17 protein-coding genes, 1 pseudogene and 1 riboswitch are annotated in these 18,166 nt (G+C 61.0%); of the genes and pseudogenes, 7 read left to right on the top strand and 11 right to left on the bottom strand.

What is annotated here, in order from left to right; genetic code table 11:
- The 4 genes from pqqC to AS136_RS20060 all read right to left on the bottom strand — a co-directional run bounded on the left by pqqC (window position 1) and on the right by AS136_RS20060 (window position 2,958).
- Entirely contained in the window at window positions 1-756 is a 756-nt protein-coding gene (gene pqqC / locus AS136_RS20050; protein ID WP_008804780.1) for a pyrroloquinoline-quinone synthase PqqC, read from the bottom strand.
- The gene (gene pqqB, locus AS136_RS20055) at window positions 750-1,676 is read right to left on the bottom strand and encodes a pyrroloquinoline quinone biosynthesis protein PqqB (RefSeq protein WP_008804781.1); all 927 of its coding nucleotides are present in this window, start codon (window positions 1,674-1,676) and stop codon (window positions 750-752) included. The genes pqqC and pqqB overlap by 7 nt, the downstream gene beginning before the upstream one ends.
- 54 nt (window positions 1,677-1,730) lie before the next feature.
- The gene (gene pqqA, locus AS136_RS27180) at window positions 1,731-1,802 is read right to left on the bottom strand and encodes a pyrroloquinoline quinone precursor peptide PqqA (RefSeq protein ID WP_002905689.1); all 72 of its coding nucleotides are present in this window, start codon (window positions 1,800-1,802) and stop codon (window positions 1,731-1,733) included.
- 136 nt (window positions 1,803-1,938) lie between these two features.
- Window positions 1,939-2,958 carry a dipeptidase gene (locus AS136_RS20060; RefSeq protein WP_022066235.1) on the bottom strand — a complete coding sequence of 340 codons (1,020 nt, stop codon included), beginning with the start codon at window positions 2,956-2,958 and terminating at the stop codon, window positions 1,939-1,941.
- A gap of 243 nt (window positions 2,959-3,201) precedes the next feature.
- On the opposite strand from AS136_RS20060, the gene AS136_RS20065 reads away from it, so the two are divergent.
- The 4 genes from AS136_RS20065 (at window position 3,202) to AS136_RS20080 (ending at window position 7,654) form a co-directional block, all read left to right on the top strand.
- Complete coding sequence (locus AS136_RS20065; RefSeq protein ID WP_023322671.1) at window positions 3,202-4,194, top strand: alpha/beta fold hydrolase; 993 nt, start codon at window positions 3,202-3,204, stop codon at window positions 4,192-4,194.
- Between the two features lie 86 nt (window positions 4,195-4,280).
- On the top strand, window positions 4,281-5,021 hold the full coding sequence (locus tag AS136_RS20070; RefSeq protein WP_063266930.1) for a response regulator: 741 nt from the start codon (window positions 4,281-4,283) through the stop codon (window positions 5,019-5,021).
- Window positions 5,018-6,361, top strand: a complete 1,344-nt coding sequence (locus AS136_RS20075) for a sensor histidine kinase (RefSeq protein WP_063266931.1) — start codon at window positions 5,018-5,020, stop codon at window positions 6,359-6,361. Before AS136_RS20070 ends, AS136_RS20075 begins: the two co-directional genes overlap by 4 nt.
- A gap of 102 nt (window positions 6,362-6,463) precedes the next feature.
- Complete coding sequence (locus AS136_RS20080; RefSeq protein ID WP_063266932.1) at window positions 6,464-7,654, top strand: cytochrome c biogenesis protein/redoxin; 1,191 nt, start codon at window positions 6,464-6,466, stop codon at window positions 7,652-7,654.
- Between the two features lie 241 nt (window positions 7,655-7,895).
- Here the strand turns inward: AS136_RS20080 and AS136_RS20085 are convergent, their stop codons facing one another.
- The 7 genes from AS136_RS20085 to tenA all read right to left on the bottom strand — a co-directional run bounded on the left by AS136_RS20085 (window position 7,896) and on the right by tenA (window position 15,294).
- The gene (locus tag AS136_RS20085) at window positions 7,896-8,789 is read right to left on the bottom strand and encodes a LysR substrate-binding domain-containing protein (RefSeq protein WP_063266933.1); all 894 of its coding nucleotides are present in this window, start codon (window positions 8,787-8,789) and stop codon (window positions 7,896-7,898) included.
- 204 nt (window positions 8,790-8,993) lie between these two features.
- Window positions 8,994-10,475 (bottom strand): pyridoxal phosphate-dependent decarboxylase family protein, encoded by a 1,482-nt coding sequence (locus AS136_RS20090; RefSeq protein ID WP_162493254.1) that lies wholly within the window; start codon window positions 10,473-10,475, stop codon window positions 8,994-8,996.
- 9 nt (window positions 10,476-10,484) lie between these two features.
- Window positions 10,485-11,870, bottom strand: coding sequence for a diaminobutyrate--2-oxoglutarate transaminase (locus AS136_RS20095; RefSeq protein ID WP_074158364.1), 1,386 nt, complete (start codon window positions 11,868-11,870; stop codon window positions 10,485-10,487).
- 306 nt (window positions 11,871-12,176) lie between these two features.
- Window positions 12,177-13,112 (bottom strand): ABC transporter substrate-binding protein, encoded by a 936-nt coding sequence (locus AS136_RS20100; RefSeq protein WP_008804789.1) that lies wholly within the window; start codon window positions 13,110-13,112, stop codon window positions 12,177-12,179.
- Between the two features lie 24 nt (window positions 13,113-13,136).
- Window positions 13,137-13,877: an ABC transporter permease gene (locus AS136_RS20105; RefSeq protein ID WP_016161102.1), complete on the bottom strand. Its 741-nt coding sequence runs from the start codon at window positions 13,875-13,877 to the stop codon at window positions 13,137-13,139.
- Window positions 13,874-14,602 (bottom strand): ABC transporter ATP-binding protein, encoded by a 729-nt coding sequence (locus tag AS136_RS20110; RefSeq protein WP_038422595.1) that lies wholly within the window; start codon window positions 14,600-14,602, stop codon window positions 13,874-13,876. Before AS136_RS20110 ends, AS136_RS20105 begins: the two co-directional genes overlap by 4 nt.
- Complete coding sequence (gene tenA / locus AS136_RS20115) at window positions 14,599-15,294, bottom strand: thiaminase II (protein ID WP_038422594.1); 696 nt, start codon at window positions 15,292-15,294, stop codon at window positions 14,599-14,601. Before tenA ends, AS136_RS20110 begins: the two co-directional genes overlap by 4 nt.
- A gap of 68 nt (window positions 15,295-15,362) precedes the next feature.
- A riboswitch (TPP riboswitch) is annotated at window positions 15,363-15,464 on the bottom strand.
- A gap of 300 nt (window positions 15,465-15,764) precedes the next feature.
- Here tenA and AS136_RS20120 point away from each other — a divergent pair.
- The 3 genes and pseudogenes from AS136_RS20120 to AS136_RS20130 form a co-directional block, all read left to right on the top strand.
- Window positions 15,765-16,020 (top strand): annotated as a pseudogene (locus AS136_RS20120) (BamA/TamA family outer membrane protein); the annotation flags it as partial.
- An 18-nt stretch (window positions 16,021-16,038) separates the two neighbouring features.
- A complete protein-coding gene (locus AS136_RS20125; RefSeq protein ID WP_012968151.1) occupies window positions 16,039-16,983 on the top strand; it encodes a porin family protein in 945 nt (314 codons plus the stop codon).
- A gap of 65 nt (window positions 16,984-17,048) precedes the next feature.
- Window positions 17,049-18,155 carry a DUF4056 domain-containing protein gene (locus AS136_RS20130; RefSeq protein ID WP_038422592.1) on the top strand — a complete coding sequence of 369 codons (1,107 nt, stop codon included), beginning with the start codon at window positions 17,049-17,051 and terminating at the stop codon, window positions 18,153-18,155.
- Window positions 18,156-18,166 lie beyond the last annotated feature (11 nt).

Genomic DNA, 18,166 nt, shown 5'->3' on the forward strand with positions numbered 1-18,166 from the left:
TTACACCAGTCGGGTCGTGTGCCAGGCCGCCTTGTCGGTGACCGTGTGATAGGGCGGGCGCTGCAGAGCGTAGGCCATGGTCATGGCATCGAGCATCGACCACAGGATGTCGAGCTTAAACTGCAGGATCTCCAGCATCCGGTTCTGTTTTTCAGCGCTGTCACAGTAGGTCTTCGCCAGCGCCAGACCATGCTCAACGTCGCGGTTAGCCTGGCTCAGACGACTGCGGAAGTAAAAATAGCCTTCCTCTTTGATCCACGGATAGTGCTGCGGCCAGCTGTCGAGGCGCGACTGATGGATCTGTGGGGCGAACAGCTCGGTCAGGGAGCTGCAGGCCGCCTCCTGCCAGCAGGCGCGACGAGCGAAATTAAGATAGGCATCCACCGCGAAGCGCACGCCGGGCAGCACGTGACGCTCGCTGAGCAGGTCGTCGCGGCTCAAACCGACCGCTTCCCCCAGCCGCAGCCAGGCTTCAATCCCGCCATCTTCGCCGTGGCTACCGTCGTGGTCGAGGATCCGCTGCACCCATTTGCGCCGGGTCTGCGCATCCGGGCAGTTGGCCATAATCGCCGCGTCTTTCAGCGGAATGGTGGTCTGGTAATAAAACCGGTTCGCCACCCAACCCTGAATTTGCTCGCGGGTCGCTTCGCCGTTATGCATGGCGATGTGGTAAGGGTGGTGAATATGGTAGAAGGCGCCTTTAGCCCGCAGAGCCTCTTCAAAGGCCTGCGGCGACAGCGTGTCGGTGATCAGCATGCGGTATCCTGAAGGGTGATTGCCATCCCGTCCCAGCTCACTTCAATCCCCTGTTGCGTTAGCGCCTGGCGCTGGGGAGACTGTTCGTTAAGGATCGGGTTGGTGTTATTAATATGAATGAGAATTTTGCGTTTTGCCGGCAGGGAGGCCAGCAAGGCCATCATCCCGTGCTCATCGCTGAGCGCCAGGTGTCCCATATCGCGACCGGTATTGCGCCCGACGCCGGCGGCCTGCAGCTCGTCATCCTGCCAGACGGTGCCATCGATCAGCAGACAGTCCGCTTTTTGCAGCCACGGCAGAAGGGCTTCATCCGGCTCACCCAGCCCCGGGGCATAGAACAGCGTCTGCCCGTTGCGGCGGTTTTCGATAAACAGCGCCACGTTATGGCCCGGCAGCGGCCGGTCGCGATACGGCGAATAGGGCGGCGCGTTGCTGGCGATAGGCACGGCGGTAAACTGCAAATCAGGGCAGGCGTCAACGGTAAAAGGCTGCTGCGGGGCGATGGGATGATGCACCAGGCCGCCGTTCCAGTGTCGCAGCATGGTAAACACCGGGAAGCCGGTGGAGAGATCCTCATGAACCTCCGGCGTGCACCACACCTGGTGCGGGCAGCCTTCGCGCAGGCTCAGCAACCCGGTGGTGTGGTCGATCTGGCTGTCGGTGAGAATAATGCCGCCGATAGACGTCCCGCGCAGTACGCCGGGTTTATTTAACTCGGGGGTATGGGCAATCTGCTGGCTGATATCCGGCGAGGCATTGCACAGCACCCACTCTTTGCCGTTATCGCTGACGATGATCGACGACTGGGTGCGGGCACTGGCCTGAATGGTGCCGTTGCGCAGACCCTGACAGTTGGCGCAGTTGCAGTTCCATTGCGGGAAACCGCCGCCGGCGGCGGAGCCGAGGACTTTAATGAACATGAAGACGGACCGGGTAATGAATGAAGGTGCCCGCGCGAACGGCGGGCGGGGCGATTAACGGTTAGAAATGTACAGCGTCACTTCCAGACCGAGACGTAAATCGATAAAAGCAGGTTTCTTCCACATGTTTTGTTCCTCTTAAAAATGACGACAGGCCTCACGGATAATGCTGGATCTGTGACGGCCGCCGCATATTGCGCTTCACCGGGAGAGAGATCAACCCGGAATCTGTAAGGAATTAACTTTATGTTTACAATATAACCTATTGTTGCCAAACCTTTTTTAATACCCGCAGCCAGTTGTTCCACAGCAGCTTATCCAGCACCAATTGATCATAGCCATTGTCCCGCAAGGCATTGATAAGCCGCGGTAAGCCGGCCACATCCCCCAGCTCGTCGGGCAGGGTGATGCCGTCAAAATCCGAGCCGAGAGCCACATGATCCTCACCCATTATGTTAATAAGATAGTCGATATGCCGGACAATGGTGGTTATGGGCGTGTCGCTGTCGCGCCGTCCGTCGGCGCGCAGGAAAGCATTGCCGAAATTGACGCCCACTACGCCTCCGCTGTCGCGGATCGCCCGCAGTTGCCGGTCGGTCAGATTGCGCGGCTGTGGGCACAGGGCGTGGGCATTAGAGTGGGTGGCCACCAGTGGGGCGGTGGAGTGGTGGGCGGTATCCCAAAAGGCCTGTTCATTCATGTGCGAAACATCGATCTGCATCTTCAGGGCGTTGGCCTGAGCGATGAGCGCAATGCCCTCGCGAGTGAGACCCGGCCCGCTGTCCGGGCTGCCGGGAAAGGCACCGGTGACCCCGCAGCCGAAGCGATTGGCGATGTTCCAGAACGGACCAATGCTGCGCACCCCGGCGCGATAAAAGGCCTGCAGATCTTCGCCTTGCGCGTCGAACCCGCCAGCACCTTCGATGTGCGCCACCATCGCCAGCGCGTTATCCTGGCGACAGCGTTCGATATCCGCCGCGCTCAGGCACAGCCGCGCGCGACTGGCGTCATGGGCGCAAATCGCCTTGAGGATAGCCAACTGCTGCCAGAGGATCGCCAGCGGATCCCACGCCTCGCTGGCGTACTGCGGCGCCACGCGGGCGATATACTCCTGCGGCGGCACAAAGAGGGCGAACAGGCCGCCGGCCAGCCCGCCCTGGCGGATACGCGGATAGTCGAGATGGCCGTTTTCTATCCCGGCAAAGAAGGCGCTTACCGGATCCTCACGATGGTGAAGCCAGAGATTCAGCAGCAGGTCATTGTGACCATCAAAAATCGCCATAGCGGGTACCTGCGTTCTTAAGTGGTGAAAAATGCCTGCCACGGTAACGGATTTATCTCCTGGGGCAAGCATAAATTCACATGCCCGCAACAATTGCCAACCTCGACTCTGTATCACACTGTATCTCGCGGCGCAGCGCTGACATTAAGAGATAAAAATGGCCCCGGTCGGGCACATGGCGGATACACATTTCCGCTTTACTGGTCACGTACTCTCTTGATGATGATAAAAGGTGAGAAAGTGATGAACAGATTATCCCTGATCCGCTATACCAGCGCCGCGGCGCTGGGGTTATCCACCCTGTGGTCCGCTGCCGTTTGCGCCGCGGAAGACGCGGGGGCGTTCGACAAGATCCACCAGATCCGCGCCGGCGACCTGAATATAGGCTACGTGGATATCGGCCCGCGCGACGGCCAGCCGGTGATCCTGCTGCACGGCTGGCCCTACGATATTCAGAGCTATGCTCAGGTGGCGCCGGCTTTAGCGCAGAAGGGTTACCGGGTCATTGTGCCGTATCTGCGCGGCTACGGCACGACCCGTTTCCTCTCCGCCAGCACGCCGCGTAACGGTCAGCCGTCGGCGATGGCGGCCGATATTGTCCATCTGATGGACGCCCTGAACATCAGGCAGGCGGATCTGGCCGGCTTTGACTGGGGCGCGCGCACGGCGGATATCGTCGCCGCGCTGTGGCCGCAGCGGGTGAAATCCCTGGTCTCGGTGAGCGGGTATCTGATCAGCAGTCAGCAGATTGGCGAAAAACCGCTGCCGCCGCAGGCGGAGCTGTCGTGGTGGTATCAGTTCTATTTTGCCACCCCGCGCGGCGAAGCCGGTTACCGGCAGAACACCCACGACTTTGCGAAATTTATCTGGCATCAGGCGTCGCCGCAGTGGAAATTCAGCGACGCGACTTTTGCCAGAACCGCCCGGGCGCTGGATAACCCGGACCACGTGGCGATCACCATCAGCAACTACCGCTGGCGCCTGGGGCTGGAGAAGGGGGAAGCGAAGTATGCCGGCTATGAACAACGGCTGGCGGCGCTACCGCCGATAACCGTGCCCACCATCACCCTTGAAGGGGCGAATAACGGCGCGCCGCATCCGGCTCCCGCCAGCTACCGGGCTAAATTTACCGGAAAATATGAACACCGGGATCTGCAGGGGGCGGTGGGCCATAATCCGCCGCAGGAGGACCCGGCAGACTTTGTCCAGGCGGTGGTGGACGCTGACCGTTTGTAATCCGCGCCTTGCCGGCGGCGCGACGTTGCGCTTCCGGCAACACGGCTTATGCTTGTGAAGAGTTTATTTTGCCGCAGGAGCAGCCTTTGGAGCGTATTGACCACATCCTGGTCGTCGATGACGACCGCGATATTCGGGAACTGATTGTCGACTATCTGGAAAAATCGGGATATCGCGCCAGCGGTGCGGCGAACGGCAAAGCCATGTGGTCGGTGCTCAAAAATCATCAAATTGACCTGATTGTGCTGGATATCATGATGCCGGGCGAGGATGGCTTAACGCTCTGTCGCCAGCTGCGCGCCAACCCGCAGCAGGATATTCCGGTGCTGATGCTCACCGCCCGCACCGATGACAGCGACCGGATCCTCGGCCTGGAAATGGGAGCTGATGATTATCTGATTAAACCCTTTGTGGCCCGCGAACTGCTGGCGCGCATCAAAGCCATTTTACGCCGCACCCGGGCGCTGCCGCCCAATCTGCAGATCACCGAGGCGGGCAGGCTGATCGCCTTTGGCGACTGGCTGCTCGACACTGCCGCCCGCCACCTGCTGGACGACAGCGGCGCCATCGTCGCCCTCAGCGGGGCGGAGTATCGGCTGCTGCTGGTGTTTCTCGACCACCCCCAGCGGGTATTGAACCGCGACCAACTGCTGAATCTGACCCAGGGACGCGACGCGGAACTGTTTGAGCGGTCAATTGACCTGCTGGTGAGCCGACTGCGCCAGCGGCTACGGGAGGATGCCCGCGAGCCGGCCTACATTAAAACGGTGCGCAGCGAAGGCTATGTGCTGTCGGTGCCGGTCTCCATCCGCGAGAGGCATGAATGAGGTTTTGGCCCGCCTCGCTGCAGTCGAGGCTGATGGCGCTGCTGTTTCTGGCGCTGCTGCTGGCGAATACTTTAACCCTGTCGCTGCTGTTTTATGAGCGCATGAGCAGCGCTCGCAGCGTGATGCTGGGCAATCTGGCTTCCGATGTCGCCACCAGCGTGGCTATCCTTGACCGCCTGCCGGCCGCTGAGCGCCCACAGTGGCTGCCGAAGCTGGCGCGCGGCAATTATCGCTATCTGCTGGGCTCCGGCGAGCGCGGCGACTACCCGGACAGCTGGCGCGCCCGGGACGCAGCCCGCTCCCTGCAGGAGGCGCTGAGCGCGCAGTACCCGGTAAGTATTGTGACGATCCCCGGCCCGCGGCAGCATATTCAGGCCCATATTACCCTCCACGACGGTACCCCGTTGACTCTCGATCTGTGGCCGAAGCTACCGGCCATCGCCCGCTGGCTGCCGGTGGTGCTGATCGCTCAGTTTGTTCTCCTGCTGGCCTGCGCCTGGTATGCCGTTCGCCAGGTGTTGCTGCCCATCACCCGTTTTACCCGCGCAGTGGACGCCCTTGAACCGGCCAGCGACACGGCGGGAACCATGGCCGAGCAGGGGCCGGAAGAGGTCCGCCGTGCCGCTCGCGCGTTTAACGCGATGCAGGCGCGCATCCACGACCATCTGCAGGAGCGGGCGCGGATCCTCGCCGCTATCTCCCACGATCTGCAAACCCCGATCACCCGAATGAAGCTGCGGGTGGAGATGGCCGACCAGCCGGAACTACGCGATAAGCTGCTGCAGGATCTCGACAATATGACCCGCCTGGTGCGGGAGGGCATCGCCTTCGCCCGCACCTCGCAGCCACTGGCGGAGGCGCGCCAGCGGCTGAACCTTGACGCCTTTCTCGACACCATCGTCTGCGATTATGCCGATGTCGGCCGGCCGGTGCGTTTTTGCCCGGAGGAGACCGCCGGGGTGGTGTGGATCCCACCGCAGGCCCTGCGTCGGGTGATGACCAACCTTATCGATAACGGGCTGAAATTCGGCACCACGGTCACAGTAACCCTGACCCGCGACGCCGCCGGGGATATCACTCTCCATGTGCTGGATGAGGGGCCGGGGATCCCGGAGGCCGCGCTACAGGCGGTGCTGCAGCCGTTTTATCGCCTGGAGGACTCGCGCAATCGCGATACCGGCGGCACCGGTCTGGGGCTGGCGATCGCTGCGCAGCTGGTCAGCCAGATGAACGGCGCACTGCGCCTGGCCAACCGCCCGCAGGGCGGCCTGGACGCCAGCGTTCGCCTTGCCGCGGCGGGATTGTATCCTGCTGTATCTCCGGCGCAGACGGATAATTAAGCCGACAATTCTCCCCCTTTCCCGACACATTCGCCTTACATGGCCTTGCGGTAATGTCGTGGCTGCCACTCCCGGCAGCGACGACATAATGAGGAGAAGGCGATGTCGATATTCATTGCATTTTTGGGCGGAATGTTAACCCTGCTGAGCCCCTGTACGCTGCCGGTGATCCCGCTGCTGTTCGCCAGCGTCCGGGGCCGCCGGGGGCAACTGGCGATTATGCTGGCTGGAATGGCGCTGATGTTCGGCGCGGTTTCGTGGCTGGTGACGGTCGCCAGCGGCTGGGTGGTGAATCTGACCCTCGCAGGCCGCGGCCTGGCGCTGGCGTTCTTCGCCCTGGTCGGGCTGAGCCTGCTTTCGCAGCGCGTCGCGCAGCGGCTGACCTCACCCCTGGTGGCGCTGGGAAATCAGCTTAACAACGCCAGCTCACGCCAGCGCGGCTGGATCGGATCGCTGCTGGCCGGGCTGGCGGTGGGTCTGCTGTGGGCCCCGTGCGCCGGGCCGGTATTGGGGGCGATACTGAGCCTGGGCTTTGTGCATCCGGGCCAGGCGACCACTGGCGGGTTGCTGCTGGCTTACGGCAGCGGCGGGGCGCTGATGTTATTCCTGCTGGGGTGGTGCGGCGCGGCGTTGATTGCCCGTCTGCGTCGTGGGCTGGCGTTCGGCGAACGGCTGCGCCGGCTGGCGGGGGGGGCGATGCTGGCCTCGGTGGCGCTGATCGCCAGCGGCGGCGATCGCTATCTGCAAAGTGCGGGAGGCTGGAGTCAGGCGCTGGAGCAGCGGCTGGCCGCCCGTCTGCCGCAGCCGGAGCAAAAGACCATCCTCCAGCCGATCGCCGCGCCGCAGCCCAGCAGCGCGATGCCCTCCCTGGCGGGAGGCAGCGCGTGGCTCAACAGCCCGGCGTTAACTCCGGAGCGTCTGAAGGGCAAAGTGGTGCTGGTGGATTTCTGGACCCGGGAGTGCATCAACTGTCAGCATACCCTGCCTTACGTGCGCGACTGGGCGAACAAATACCGCGCGGCCGGGCTGGTGGTGATTGGCGTCCATACCCCGGAATATCCCTGGGAGCGTTCGCTGCCGCTGCTGCGCCAGGCGGTGAAGGACGGGCGGATAACCTACCCGGTGGTGGCGGATAATGAGTACGCCATCTGGAATGCCTTCGGCAATCAGTACTGGCCGGCGCATTACATTTTCGACGCTCGCGGACAGTTGCGTTATACCGCCTTCGGCGAAGGGGATTATGCCCGCCAGGAGCAGGTGATCCAGCAGCTGCTGCAGGAGAGCAAAGCCTGACCCGCGGCGTAGGCGTCTGGCGGACGGTTCCCTCCAGCCCTTATACCTGATGCCGGGCGGCGCTGCGCTTGCCCGGCCTACAGGAGCGCGCAGGGAGAATGTCGGCGCGGTAAGGCGCAGCCGCCACCGGGCATTGAAGCGGGAACGGCGCTGGATGCCCATTGCCGATGACTGCCGGGCGGTTCCCTCTCCCTTCAGGGAGAGGGTTAGGGTGAGGGTGAATGGAAGTAGCGTGACACCGTCACATCTCGACCCACCCCTGCAGGGCCTCGGTCATCAGGTCTCCTAGCAGCGCCACGGCGGCGGAATGCTGTCCCTCGCGCGGGGTTTGTTGCAGGTTAACGGCCAGGCTACCTGGCGATGGCAGCAGCCCGGCGACGGTGCGCAGGTTGCCGGGCATGCCGATGCGGGTGCGTATCGTCAGCCCCAGGCCAGCCTGTATCGCCGCCCAGATGCCGTTCAGGCTGTGGCTGACGAATACCACCTGCCAGGGGATCCCCGCGGCATCGAGACAGGCAATAGCGCGAGAGCGCATCAGGCACGGGCTGTCGAACATCACCAGCGGCAGCGGCTCGCCGGAGGCCAGCAGTGCACCAATATCCAGGTCAGGATGCGCAATCCACGCCAGCGGGCAGCGGCCCATCCCGGGGCCCTGATCTTCGGTTTGCCACAGCAGCGCCAGATCCAGCGCCTCTTCCGCCAGCGCCTGGCGCAGCGGACCATTGCGATCCACCCTGGCGACTATCCGCACCTGCGGATGATACCGTTTAAATTGCCCCAGGATCCCCGGCATCAGCGATTCGCCAAAATCTTCCTGCATACCAAGGTGGATCTCGCCGGTGAGCCGCTCGCCCCGCAGCGCGCGCAGGGTTTCATCATTGAGCGCCAGCAGTCGTCTGGCGTAGCTCATCAGCTTTTCGCCTTCCGCGGTGAGCACCAGATGCCGCCCCTGTTTGGCCACCAGCGCCGCACCGCACTGGCTCTCCAGCTTTTTAAGCTGGGCGCTGACGGCGGAAGTGGAACGCGACAGGCGCAGCGCTGCCTGGGCGAAGCTGCCGCACTCCATGCCGGTCACAAAGCTACGCAGGGCGTCGAGATCCAGTCCCGGTAAGCGTTTCTCCATCATCATCCTCATTTTCAGGATGTTCATCCTGAACGTTGTTATTCTCGGGATAATACTGTGGCATCGCGAAAGGCAGGCGTCAACGGGCCCAGCGACCAGCCAGGGAGCAGAGAACGTCAGTGGCGCGGAAAGAAATAAAAAAGCCGATAAGGAGATTATCGGCTTATTGCAGGTAAGGCTGACAGCGGGGCGGCAGGCGCCGCCCGCTAGGGCAGGTTATTGCGCCAGCAGCTCCTGAGCGGTGCGTTCCACCAGGTTAAGCAGCACCTTCACGTCATCCAGCGTCACCACCGGGTTCAGCAGGGTCAGCTTCAGGCAGGTGACACCGTTATGCTCGGTCACGCCAACGTTAGCGCGGCCGGAAGCCAGCAGGGCATCGCCGACGCGCTGGTTGAGCAGCGCGATAGCCGCCGCGTCGCTCTGCGCCATCTGCGCCGGACGGGAACGGAACAGCACGCTCGCCAGCTGCGGCTGCATCACCAGCTCCAGCGTCGGCTGCGACTTCACGTACTCCGCCACGTTTTTCGCCATCGTGACGCCGTGATCGATGATCGCCGCATACTGTTTCTGGCCCAGCGCTTCCAGACCCATCCACAGCTTCAGCGCATCGAAGCGACGGGTGGTCTGCAGCGACTTAGACACCAGGTTCGGTACGCCGTGTTCTTCATCGAACTCGGAGTTCAGATAGGCCGCCTGATAACGCATCAGCTCGTAATGGCGCGCGTCCTTCAGCAGGAAGGCGCCGCAGCTGATGGTCTGGAAGAACTGCTTGTGGAAGTCCAGGGTAACGGAATCCACCAGCTCCAGACCGTCAAGGTAGTCACGATACTGCTCAGACAGCAGCAGCGCGCCGCCCCAGGCTGCGTCAACGTGCAGCCAGATCTGATGTTCCGCGGCGATACCGGCGATGTCGCGCAGCGGGTCGATAGCCCCCGCGTCGGTGGTGCCGGCGGTGGCGACGATCGCCATGATCTGCTCGCCGTTAGCCTGCGCTTGCGCAATCTTCGCTTTCAGATCGGACACGTCCATCCGCGCGAATTCGTCGGTTTTCACCAGCGTGACCGAGCGGTAGCCGAGGCCCATCAGCGCCATGTTCTTCTGCACCGAGAAGTGGGCGTTTTCCGAGCACAATACTTTGTACTTGCGGATATCCCCCGGCAGCCCATCCTGCTGGATGGAGTGCCCCTGACGGGCGAAGAAGGCGTCGCGCGCCAGCATCAGGCCCATCAGGTTGCTCTGGGTGCCGCCGCTGGTGAAGACGCCGGCGTCGCCAGCCGGATAACCGACCCGGGCGCGCAGCCATTCGATCAGCTTCATCTCAATGATGGTTGCTGACGGGCTCTGGTCCCAGGAGTCCATGCTCTGGTTGGTGGCGTTGATCAGTACTTCCGCCGCCTGGCTAATTACCAGGCTCGGGCAGTGCAGGTGCGCCACGCACTGCGGGTGATGCACCGACAGGCTGTCTTTCAGGAAGTACTCGATCGCACGATCAATCGCCGCCTGGTTACCCAAACCCTGTTCGTTAAATTCAAGGGAGATACGCTCACGCAGCTCGTCAACGCTTTTCCCCTGATACATCTCAGGTTGCTTCAGCCACTGCACAACGGCCTGGCTGGTCTGCTCGATAACCTGCTGATAGGCTTCAACGCTCTGCGCTGAACCAGCAAGAATCGGATTCAATGTGGACATGGTGGTCACTGACTCCACTCAGACCGGCTTTACGCCGGCGGCCAGCAGGGCCTGTTCGAATTTGTCGAGGAACACATCCAGTTCCGCGTTGCTGATCAGCAGGGACGGCAGCAGACGCAGCACGCAGCCGTGACGACCACCGCGCTCCAGAATCAGGCCCGCTTCGAAGCATTTCTTCTGCAGCAGGGCAGAGAGTTCGCCGTCAGCCGGGTAGCAGCCCATGTGATCCTGAACTTCGTTCGGCTTGACGATTTCGATACCGATCATCAGACCAAGACCGCGTACGTGGCCAATGACCGGGTAGCGCTTCTGCAGCTCGGCCAGTTTGCCTTTCAGCCACTCGCCCTGGGCAGCGACTTTGTCGGCAATCTTGTTGTCGCGCAGGTGACGCAGGGTGGTCAGACCGGTAGCCATCGCCAGCTGGTTGCCGCGGAAGGTGCCGGTGTGGTGACCCGGTTCCCAGGCGTCGAACTGTTTTTTAATGCCCAGCACCGCCAGCGGCAGACCGCCACCGACCGCTTTCGACATCACGATGATGTCCGGCTGGATACCGGCGTGCTCGAAGGCGAAGAATTTACCGGTACGGGCAAAGCCAGCCTGCACTTCATCGACGATCAGCAGAATGCCATGCTCTTCGGTCACTTTGCGGATGCGCTGCAGCCACTCAACCGGCGCCGGGTTCACGCCGCCTTCACCCTGCACAGCTTCGAGGATCACCGCCGCCGGTTTACGGACGCCGCTCTCCACGTCGTTGATCAGGTTTTCGAAGTAGTAGGTCAGGGCTTTCACGCCGGCTTCGCCGCCGATGCCCAGCGGGCAACGATACAGGTGCGGGTAAGGCATGAACTGGACTTCCGGCATCATGCCGTTAACCGCCGCTTTCGGCGACAGGTTGCCAGTGACGGACAGCGCGCCATGGGTCATCCCGTGATAGCCGCCGGAGAAGCTGATCACCGCCGTACGGCCAGTGTATTTTTTCGCCAGTTTCAGCGCGGCTTCCACGGCGTCAGCGCCGGAAGGACCGGTGAACTGCAGGCAATACTCTTTCCCTTCGCCCGGCAGGCAAGAGAGCAGGTATTCGGAGAAACGATCTTTTAACGGGGTAGTCAGATCGAGGGTATGTAACGGCAAGCCGCTGGTAATGACACTTTGGATGCTCTGCAATACATCAGGGTGGTTGTGGCCCAGAGCGAGAGTACCGGCGCCCGCGAGGCAGTCCAGGTACTGTTTGTTATCCGCATCCGTCAGCCACACGCCTTCAGCTTTAGTGATAGCCAGCGGTAACTTACGCGGGTAACTCCTGACATTCGATTCGAATTCGGCCTGACGGGCCAAAAAGGTTTCGTTGTTTGCGTCTAATAAATCGGCACGTAAAGTATCAATACGGACTTTATCCGTCATCATATCACTCCCACAACCAGCATTGCGGTTGAACGCTGGTTGAATAATTGGTCTAAGGAATTGAATTGGCATTCATAAAGCGCGCACAATATATGGCTTTTTAAATCCGCATTCAACGTTTTATTGATTGCGTTATTTTGACGTTATTCTTACCGGGGCAATAATTAACGTAACCTGCTGAATTATAATAGAACAACTGCGTGTCACGATAACCCTTTAAAGTGTAATTATTAGTGAGAAAGTCTCTATATTTTTATTGCCGCTGCGTTAAAACGCTGACGGAATGCCTTCCGTCAGCGATAGCAAGTCTCAATGCAGTTCCACCGCATAATTTGTTAAAGGTGTGACTTTTTTCACCAACTTATTGTTATATAAAAACTGTTCATAAGCTTCGTAGCGCGGTTTATCCAGCGCCGCCGGATCGGTGGCGAACAGCGGCACGGTTTGCAGCCACGCCTGGTGGTTGAGTTCGGTTTTCAGCTCCGGGTGGGCGGCGGCAAACGCCTCCCAGCTCTCCTGCGGATGGGCGCGCAGATAGCTCACTCCGGCCTGCAGGGCGGTGAGGAATTTACGGATCTTGGCCTCATGAATCGCGTCGCGATGGGCGACAATCACCAGCTCGTCATAGGCCGGCACGCCGTAATCTTCGACGTTCATCACTACCGGCGTTTTGCCCTGCAGCTTCAGCTCCTGTGCTTCTATATTACGGTAGCCGCCGATGACCGCGTCCACCTGGCCCGCCAGCAGGGCGCTGGTCAGTTGGAAATTGACGTTAACCAGTTTGATACTGGCCGGATCGATACCCGCGTGTTGCGCCATGGTCGACAGGGTGGCCTGCTCAATGCCGCTGACCGAATAGCCCACCTTCTTACCTTGCAGGTCTGCCGGAGTTTTGATCTGCTTATTGAGAGCGATCACCGTGTTCAGCGGCGAGTTAATCAGGGTCCCGACGCGCACCAGCGGTAACCCTTCGTCAGCGAAGAAGTGCACCTGCGGCTGGTAGGTGATGGCCAGATCCGCCTGACGGGCGGCCACCATGCGGGGAGGCAGCGCGGGATCGGAGGGAGGGACAATCTTGACGTCCAGCCCCTGAGCCTTAAAGGCGCCGATCTGCTCGGCCACCATAATCGGCGCATGGTCGGGGTTAATGTACCAGTCCAGCACCAGCGTCAGCGGTTCATTGGCCAGCGCGTGGCCGCTGACCAGTGCCGTCAGGGTTGCCCCGGCGAAAAGCGACTTTTTCATCTGTTTTCCTTTATTACTTCATCTTTATTCCGGTGACCAGTCGATCAGCCGGTGTAGCAGGGTATCTACCGCCAGCCACAGCAGGAGGGTCAGTAGCACTAAAATAAACAGCGCGGCGAAGCAGATATCGGTTTGCAGCCGCGCATTGGCATTGAGCATGACGTAGCCCAGCCCCTCAGCGGAGCCGACCCATTCGCCGATAATCGCGCCGATGGGCGCCACCGCCGCCGCCATCCGCAGGCCCGAGCCCAGCGCAGGCAGGGCAGCCATCAGGCGGACATGCCGCAGCTGAGCGCCGAAGGAGGCGTTCATGCTGCGCGCCAGATCGAGATACTCCTGGTTGACCCGTCGCAAGCCATCAAAGAAGGCGGAAGTCACTGGAAAGAAAATCACCAGCACGGCCATTGCCACTTTGGCGCTCATGCCAAAGCCCAGCCACAGCACCAGCAGCGGGGCGAGGGCAAAGACCGGGATCGCCTGACTGGTGAGGACCAGCGGCATCAGCCAGCGCTGCAGACGCGGAGAGAGGATCATACCCAGCGCCAGGGTGACACCGAGCGTCACGCCCAGCGCCAGGCCGCTCAGGATCTCACTGAGCGTGATAAGCGTGTTCCAGCCGAGATAGGCGCGATTAACCCACAGCGCCTCGGCGACCGCCATCGGGGAGGGTAAAAGAAAGTGAGGAATGCCGCTGCGGCTGGCCAGACCCCAGAGGATCATTAGGCCGCAGAACACCATACCTCCCCGCCAGAGACGTCCGGTCATGGATGAGCCCTCATCAGTTGCTGCAGCAGGGCGGCCTGGCTAATCAAGAGATCGGGCGCGTCCGGCGCGCGCGGAGGTGTGCCGGCAAGGTGATGGCTGTCATCGATGTCGCCGTCTGCCGCCGAGAGGACCAGCAGGCGGTGGCTCAGCCGGCAGGCCTCCTGCGGATCGTGGGTGATCAGCACCACCGTGCGACCAGCCAGCAGGGTGGCGGCCAGAGTTTGAATGCGCGTGCGGGTGAGGGTATCCAGCGCCGAGAAAGGCTCATCCATCAGCACGATGGGGCGGTCCTCATACAGGGTGCGGGCCAGCGCGGCGCGCTGACGCATGCCGCCGGAGAGGGTTGCCGGCCGGGCGTCGGCCCAGGACGAGAGCTCCACCTGCTCAAGCAGGGCGGCGACCCGGGCACGATCGACTTTTTCACCGCGCAGCCGCGCGCCGAGGGCGACGTTGTCCCGGACGCTCAGCCAGGGGTAGAGCAGATCTTTCTGCCCCATCCACGCCAGACGGCCCTGAATCGGTTGCCCATCGCTGGCGACCACTTCTCCCCGGGTGGCGGGCGCCAGACTGGCCATCACCCGCAGCAGGCTGGTTTTGCCGGCGCCGCTGGCGCCGAGGAGCGACACCCACTGCCCGCCGGGGACCGTAAACGACAGGTTGTCGAACAACCGACGGTCGCCGAAATGCAGGCTCAGGCCACGGACCTCAATACCCGGCGCCGTCACGCCCGGGTCTCCGCCGTCGCGTTGAGGCCCATCTGCCAGAACTGCGCCTCAAGGCGGGTGGCAGTGGTGAAAATCTCGCTCAGCTCAGTGATCCGGGCCTCGCTCCCGCGCTGCTGCCACACCGTTTCCAGCAGCGCCAGCGCGGCGTTGACGCCGTGCAGATAGCCTTCATCGCCATAGTTGCGGATCCACGAGGCGTAGTGGTTATCGTCCAGTCGGGTGGCGGGATGCTGCAGCAGGCCGAGACCGATTTCCGCATAACCGGCCACGCAGGGCATCAGCGCGACCAGCAGATCCAGCGCGTCACCCGAGTGGCCAATATCCAGCACGTAGCGGGTATAGTTAATGGTTTCCGGCGCTTCAGGCTGGGTAGCCATCTCCTGCTCGCTAATGCCCCACTGAGCGCAGTAACCGACGTGCAGCGGCAGTTCGTTGAGGATGGCGTTCATTGAGGCGGCCGCGGCCCGCATCTCCGGCAGCGTGCGCAGTTTACTCACCAGCAGCGCATAGCTGCGGGCAAAGTGGATCAGAAACAGATAATCCTGGGTCAGGTAGCGACGAAATGCGCTTTCCGCCAGGGTGCCCTCGGCAAGCTGCTGGACGAAAGGATGCGCCACATAGTGCTGCCAGTCAGCGGCGGCCAGCTGGCGTAAACGGCCATAAAGACCATGGCTAAACGCGGGAATTATCACAGGACCTCCAGATATTCAGGGGAGATCCGGGCGTGCAGGGGTGTGAACAGGCAATGGCGGTAATGCAGGCAAAATTGCCGACCCGTCCCTTCGCTGGCATGACCCAGATCAGGTTCAAAGGGTTCGGCTTGCGCCATCTCAGCCCTCACGGGACACCCCTCGGTAGCGCTATGTTATACGATATTCACCTTTTGAATACAATCACCGCGCTGCCCTGTATCGCGATGGCATTTTTCTGTGATAGCCAGCACTTTTTCGTTTAAAAATACCCGAAAAACAGGCGGCTGCGCGTTGGTGAGCATTATTCTCATACGTTATATTTTCATTATCCCGTTGTGATAATCCTGTTCGTGAGGCGTGTCGTGCGTCCCCAAAGCCCCGGAGTAAGCATGAAATTCCTGTTGTCCGCACTGGCGGTCGCGGGCCATTAATCAGTCATTCATCCACCATGATAACCCTTTGATGTCCCTATTTCGCGCTACCGCTATCAGGACGACGACGTGGTCACGGCGCAAACCTCCCTGGGCCTTCATCCCGCGCTGGATCCTGCAGGGATTCGTTGGCGCGGGGTGCGCGGCGCGCACGCCAGCGGAACAGTCAGAGGTGGCATGGGGGGCCGGTTTTCGTTACCTGATTGCACGGCAGTACGGTTTGCGTACCGGGATTGACGTGGCGTTCAGTGAGCATGAGCAGGCGGTCTATTGCAATGTCGGTTCGGGTTTATAACTACACATGAGAATAACAATGAGAGCATCCGGAACGGTGTTAACGCTGCTGTTGGCGGCCTGTGGCGCGTCGGCCGCGGAGCAGAGCGAGAGCGACAGCTATTTTCCGATATGGGGAGATGAGGCACGCGCCCGGGGGTATTCGATCCCGTTACCCTACGGCGTCAACCTGAGCTATATGAATATCCGTCAGGATATCATGGTCGACAGTATTACCTTTTCCGGGCTTAAGCTGGGCAACCATCCCATTCCCAGCGATATGTTCGCCATCGATGCCGGGCACACCCGCGAGAAGAGCAAAACCGAAAACCTGCGCCTCGATATGTGGGTCTTTCCGTTTCTCAACGTTTACGGGCTGGTGGGGCATACCCGCGGGTCGTCTGTCTCCCAGGTCTCCGTGGATTCGGATCCTTCGCAGTTTCGCGGTCTGGATCGGGTGATCGCCGGCGCGGTTCACCAGCTTTATCAGAGCGGAAAACTGCAGAATATTGATTTTACGCTTGATTTCAAAGGAACCACCTGGGGAACCGGCTTTACGCTCGCCGGGGGATACGGCAACTGGTTCGGGTTAGTAGACACTAACTACACCCGTACCGATTTCGATATTCTCGACGGCAGCATCTCGGCGGTCACCGTCTCGCCGCGCGTCGGCTACCGCTTCAGTTTTCAGGGGATCGACGGGCCGTCCCACCTCAGCCTGTGGGTCGGGAGCATGTATCAGGACGTGCAGCAGGAGTTTAAAGGCGATCTGGCCGACCTGCATATGCCGCCAGAGCTTCAGCCCCTGATTGCCGCAGTCAATAAAGACGGCGAGGGGAAATTCGACGTCAAGCAGAAGCTAACCTCACCCTGGAATATGCTGATTGGCGCCCAGTATGAAGTCACCAAAAACTTTAACGTGCTGACTGAATTTGGTTTTAACGAGCGCAATAGCTTCTTTGTCTCCGGTGAATACCGTTTTTAACTAAAACTGCTGGCGCCATCTGCCGGTAAGATGCGCGCTCTTTTGTTGTTGTGGAGAGGCTGTTGATGCGTAAAGCCTTATGGCTGCTGTTTGCACTGTCGCTGCCGGCGCTGGCGCAGGATCCGGTGCTGCCCGCTGTGACGGCGATCCATCCGGTGCCCACCCTGGGTGAGCTGCCGCCGCCGGAGTCGCTGCGACCGTGCTGCGCTTTTGGTTACGACCTGCACGTGCGCGCGGTGGGCATCCCGATCCCGGTATACCAGATTGGCAATGTGCTGACCCTGGATACGCTGGGCAAGCACCATTACAACGATAGCGCGTTCGGGGCGGTGAAAAACCTGCTGGGGCTCAGCGAGGAGCAGAACGGGCTCATCTATACCCGTCGCGGCGGGTTTATTGATATCGCCCATGTGCGCGATACGGCGGACTACACCTTCTATCTGTTCAATCGTATTGCGCCGACGCTGGGCCAGGCGGGGCGGATCTTCTACAGTGAAGAGCTGGGCGTACGCCGCGTTCAGCTGAATGCCTTTACGCCACCGGCGGGCGTCAGGCAGCGCTATCAGCTGGCCGCCTGGCTGGCGGGTCATCTGGCCTTCGAAATTGCCCAATGGCATGAGATTGCCCAGTGGTATGGCTTCCAGTCGGTCCCCGGGTTTTCTGAGGAGATCTCCGCTTTTTCGCCGGAGGATCTCTACTCCAATTTACTCGGCGCCAGGCTGGCGATTAACGTGATCCTCAGCAGCCACGGTGGTTCGCTGGAAGACTATAACCAGGCCATGGATACGGCGCTGAAACAGGCGCTGACCCGACTGATGGTGGCGACGAGAGGGGAGACGGAAGCGATGTTTCAGCGGATCGACGGCGACTGGTGGAACAGTCACCGGCGGGTGCCGGATAAGTTTCTGGTGCTGAAACGTAACTACGATCTGCAGGAAAATCGGCTGCCGACGCCGGTCCCTTTCGAAACCCTGCCGCCGTATCGCCTGACCATGCCGGAGCAGGTTGGGGGGTTCCGCTTACGCGACCTCGGCGAACTGCAGATCTACCCAGGGCATGATATGCAGGCGCTGCCGGTTCCCGCGCAATACTATGGCGCCGACGCGTTCCAGGCGCTGGCGGATAGCGCTCGTGAGGCGGATAAGACCCAGCTGGCACGAATTGAAAAATAGCCATAAAGGCT

This window comes from Klebsiella sp. D5A, assembly GCF_001620885.1.
Taxonomy (GTDB): Bacteria; Pseudomonadota; Gammaproteobacteria; order Enterobacterales; family Enterobacteriaceae; genus Klebsiella; species Klebsiella variicola.